Origin of the sequence: Streptomyces globisporus (assembly GCF_003501885.1) — a bacterium.
Lineage (GTDB): Bacteria > Actinomycetota > Actinomycetes > Streptomycetales > Streptomycetaceae > Streptomyces > Streptomyces globisporus_D.
This window is the reverse complement of sequence record NZ_QWFA01000321.1, coordinates 1-4,440: the sequence shown is the minus strand read 5'-3', so window position 1 is coordinate 4,440 and position 4,440 is coordinate 1. Positions and strand designations below refer to the sequence as shown.

The following is a 4,440-nucleotide window of genomic DNA, read 5'->3' as shown; positions in this document are numbered from 1 at the left end:
GGGGTCAGCCCTGCTGGGGGTGGTGGGCCGGGATCGGGGGGAGCTCGCCGGTGTTCTCGTACGCCGAGAGCATCTCGATGCGGCGCGTGTGGCGCTCCTCGTTCGAGTACGGCGTGGAGAGGAAGATCTCGACGAACTTCGTGGACTCCTCGACCGTGTGCATCCGGCCGCCGATCGCGACGACGTTGGCGTTGTTGTGCTCGCGGCCCAGCGCGGCGGTCTGCTCGCTCCAGGCCAGTGCGGCGCGGACGCCCTTGACCTTGTTGGCGGCGATCTGCTCGCCGTTGCCGGAGCCGCCGATCACGATGCCGAGGCTGTCCGGGTCGGCGGCCGTCTTCTCGGCGGCCCGCAGGCAGAACGGCGGGTAGTCGTCCTGGGCGTCGTAGATGTGGGGGCCGCAGTCGACGGCCTCGTGGCCGTGGGCGCCGAGCCACTCGACGAGGTGGTTCTTGAGTTCGTAGCCGGCATGGTCGGATCCGAGGTACACGCGCATGGTGCGAAGTGTGGCACGAACTTCGCGGGGTAGCCGCCAGCGGGGTCGACAGGCCCGATTCGACGATTCGCAGGTGCAGGCCCGTTTTTGTGTGGCGAACACCACTCAAGCAACGATCAGGCAAACGATCCGAAAGAGGGGGTTCCCCTTCCGCCTTGTATCGGGCTTGAATGCGTGGGCCTTGTCTTCGCCCACCCCACGGGCACGATCCGACGGCGGAGCAGGGCACACCCCCATGCTCGAAAAGGTAAGGAATCCCCCCATGACGTCGCAGACGACGCTGGCGAAGCCGGGCCAGGAGCCCGGTGAGCCGGACCGGCCGGACTCGTCGGGCGGGCTTCAGGCAGGCCTGAAGAACCGCCACCTCTCGATGATCGCGATCGGCGGCGTGATCGGCGCCGGGCTCTTCGTGGGATCGAGCGCGGGCATCGCGGCCGCCGGTCCGGCGATCCTGATCTCGTACGCGATGGTCGGCCTCATGGTCGTCCTCGTGATGCGGATGCTCGGCGAGATGGCCGCCGCCCGGCCGAGCTCCGGCTCCTTCTCCGCCTACGCCGACCAGGCGCTGGGCCGGTGGGCCGGTTTCTCCATCGGCTGGCTGTACTGGTTCTTCTGGGTCGTGGTGCTCGCCGTCGAGGCCACGGCGGGCGCGGCGATCCTGGAGAACTGGATCCCGGGCGTGCCCCAGTGGGCCTGGGCGCTGATCGTGATGGTCGTGCTGACCGCCACCAACCTGGTCTCGGTGGGCAGTTACGGCGAGTTCGAGTTCTGGTTCGCCGGGATCAAGGTCGTGGCGATCGCCGCGTTCGTGGTCGTCGGCTTCCTCGCCGTCTTCGGGCTGCTGCCCGGTTCGGACAACCCGGGGGCGGGCCTGGCCCATCTGACGGACAGCGGCGGGTTCTTCCCCGAGGGGCCCGGCGCGATCCTGACCGGTGTGCTGATGGTCGTGTTCTCGTTCATGGGCAGTGAGATCGTGACGCTGGCCGCGGGCGAGTCCTCCGACCCGCAGCGCGCGGTGTCGAAGGCCACCAACAGCGTGATCTGGCGTATCGCCGTCTTCTACCTCGGCTCGATCTTCGTCGTGCTGACGCTGCTGCCGTGGAACGACCCGTCGATCCAGGAGAAGGGCAGCTATGTCGCCGCCCTCGACTCGATCGGGATCCCGCAGGCCGGCAACGTCATGGACTTCATCGTGCTGACGGCCGTGCTGTCCTGCCTCAACTCCGGCCTGTACACGGCCTCCCGGATGGCGTTCTCGCTCGGCGAGCGGGGCGACGCGCCGAAGTCCTTCGCCAAGGTCAACCGGCGCGGTGTGCCGCAGGCGGCGATCCTGTCCTCGGTCGTCTTCGGCTTCGTGGCGGTGTTCTTCAACTACCAGTGGCCGGACACGGTGTTCCAGTTCCTGCTGAACTCCTCCGGCGCGGTCGCGCTCTTCGTGTGGCTGGTCATCTGCTTCACCCAGCTGCGGATGCGCGGGATCATCCTCCGCGAGACCCCGGGCAAGCTGGTCGTACGGATGTGGCTCTTCCCGTACCTCACCTGGGCGACGATCGCGGCGATCTCCTTCATCCTGGTCTACATGCTGACCGACGACACCGCCCGCGAGCAGGTCGTGCTGTCCTTGCTGGTCGCGGCTCTGGTGGTGGGCATCTCGCTGTTCCGGGAGATGCGCGACCGCAAGGCCGTCGCGAAGTGACGCATACCTGACGAAGGATGTCAGGTTTCCCGGGGAGGCTCTTCTTCGTACCGCAGAACGCGAGCGAAGGAGAGCCTCCCCTCATGGTTTCCGCATCCGCAGGCGACGAAGGAACCGCGGGCAGCGAAGGACCCGCAGGCGCCGAAGGGACCGCCACCCCCGCCCCTCCCGCCAGCTTCCAGACCGGTTTCCCGATCCGGCCGGACCTGCTGGTCGAGGCCCGTACCCCCGACGACGTACGGGAGGCGGTGGCGTACGCCGCCGGGCACGGGCTCCGCCTGACCGCGCACGCCACCGGGCACGGGCTGCCCGGGGCGGTCGAGGGCGGCGTCCTGCTGGTCACCCGCGCCCTGGACTCCGTCACCGTCGACCCGGTCGCCCGTACCGCCACGATCGGCGCGGGCGCGACCTGGGGCGCGGTGACCGCGGCGGCGGCCCCGCACGGTCTCGCCCCGCTCAACGGCTCGTCGCCCTCCGTGGGCGCGGTCTCGTACACGCTGGGCGGCGGGCTGGGCATCCTGGCCCGGCGGTTCGGATACGCCGCCGACCAGGTCCGGGCGCTGGAGGTGGTGACCGCCGACGGTGCCCTGCGCCGGGTCACGCGGGAGCGCGAGCCGGAGCTGTTCCGGGGGCTGCGCGGCGGCGGGCACCGGCTGGGGGTGGTGACCTCGCTGGAGATCGGCCTGGTGGCGGTGGAGCGGCTGTACGGGGGTGCGATCGCCTTCGACGGGGAACGGGCGGCCGAGGTGATGGCCCGCTATCTGGAGTGGACCCGGACCGTGCCGGACACCCTGACGTCATCGCTGGCCGCGCTGCCCTGTCCGGACCTGCCGCAGGTGCCCGAGGCGGTGCGCGGGCGGTACGTCGTGTCGGTGCGGGTGGCGTTCACGGGGGACGCGGCCGAGGGCGAGCGGCTGGTGGCCCCGCTGCGGGCGATCGGGCCGGCCCTGGAGGACTCGTTCCGGGAGATGCCGTACGCGGAGAGCCCGACGATCCACAACGACCCGCCGTTCCCGCACGCGTACTACGGGGAGGGGCTGATGCTCCGGGAGCTGGACGCGGCGCGGGCCGCGCGGGTGCTGGAGCTGACCGGGCCCGGGGCGCCGATGATGAACGTGGTGCAGCTCAATCATCTGGGCGGGGCCATGGCAGGGCAGTCGGAGGCGGCGAGCGCGGTGCCCTACCGGGACGCGGGTTTCCTGCTGCGGCTGCTGTCGCCGCTGGACGGTACGGACGTGCCGTCGGTGCGCGCGCTGTACGGGGAGGTGTCCGGGGTCCTGGGGCCGCGGGTGCTGGGGCGGGCGCTGAACTTCTCCTTCGGCGGCGGGGACCGTACGGCCGGTTTCCATGAGCCGGAAACGGCGAAGAGGCTCGCCGGTCTGGTCTCCCAGTACGATCCGGCGGGCCTCTTCGGGGGGCCTTACGAGGGCTGAGCCCTCAAGGGCGGGTCAGCCGCGGCTGCCCAGCAGCTTCCAGGTGGTCGGCAGGACGCCCATGGCCAGCGCCGCCTTGAGGGCGTCGCCGATCAGGAACGGGGTGAGGCCGGCCGCGACGGCGGCGCTCAGCGACATCCCCGTGGAGAGCGCCAGGTACGGCACGCCGATGGCGTAGATGATCGCGGAGCCGAGCACCATCGTGCCCGCGGTGCGCAGCACGGAGCGGTCGCCGCCGCGGCGGGCGAGGGCAGGGCGTACAGCGCGAGGGAGAGGAAGCCCCGGCGGGCGCCCAGCGCGGTGCCGATGAGGAGCGCGGCGAAGGTCTGGCCGGTGACCGGGACCGGGGAGCCGGGGACCGGGACGGCGATCTGGGCCGCTATGCCGGTCAGGGCCGCGCCGCCGAGGACGAGGGCCGCGTCCACGGCGTAACGGTGCCGGGCTGCGGGCAGCAGGTCGGCGAGGACCGCTCCGGAGCGGACGGGGGCGGCAGCAGTGCTCATCGGGACTCCGCGGGTGAGGGCAGGTGGGCCGGGGCGGCCCCCGGCGGTCGGGGTGGGTCGGGCTCCCGCCGACGTTAGCCGACAGGTCAACGCTCGTTCACCATCAGCCGCCCACAAAGCGGCGGTTGACGGGTTGGTGGGATTCACACAAAGCCTGCGGCGCAATCACGTTCCCGCGTGACGCTCGTCACTGAGGTCGGGCGGGTGAGGGTCCGTTTTGGCGGGAGAGGGATCGCCGATCCAGACTGTAGGTTCCCGATAAATCATCCGAGAGTGAACCGCACCCCATGCACAAGGCTCCCCCCACCCCCTCCC

Annotated in this window: 3 protein-coding genes and 1 pseudogene; 2 read left to right on the top strand and 2 right to left on the bottom strand. The window is 71.0% G+C overall.

Annotated elements, in window-relative coordinates; all coding sequences use genetic code 11:
• Positions 1 to 4 precede the first annotated feature (4 nt).
• Positions 5 to 493, bottom strand: a complete 489-nt coding sequence (locus tag D3105_RS32870; RefSeq protein ID WP_010062974.1) for a ribose-5-phosphate isomerase — start codon at positions 491 to 493, stop codon at positions 5 to 7.
• A gap of 262 nt (positions 494 to 755) precedes the next feature.
• Between D3105_RS32870 and D3105_RS32865 the strand changes: the two genes are divergently transcribed.
• Both D3105_RS32865 and D3105_RS32860 read left to right on the top strand, forming a co-directional pair.
• The gene (locus D3105_RS32865) at positions 756 to 2,189 is read left to right on the top strand and encodes an amino acid permease (RefSeq protein ID WP_118906481.1); all 1,434 of its coding nucleotides are present in this window, start codon (positions 756 to 758) and stop codon (positions 2,187 to 2,189) included.
• Between the two features lie 83 nt (positions 2,190 to 2,272).
• Positions 2,273 to 3,622 carry an FAD-binding oxidoreductase gene (locus D3105_RS32860; protein WP_240647112.1) on the top strand — a complete coding sequence of 450 codons (1,350 nt, stop codon included), beginning with the start codon at positions 2,273 to 2,275 and terminating at the stop codon, positions 3,620 to 3,622.
• Between the two features lie 15 nt (positions 3,623 to 3,637).
• Here D3105_RS32860 and D3105_RS32855 read toward each other — a convergent pair.
• Positions 3,638 to 4,125, bottom strand: a pseudogene (locus tag D3105_RS32855) (biotin transporter BioY).
• Positions 4,126 to 4,440: the final 315 nt, after the last annotated feature.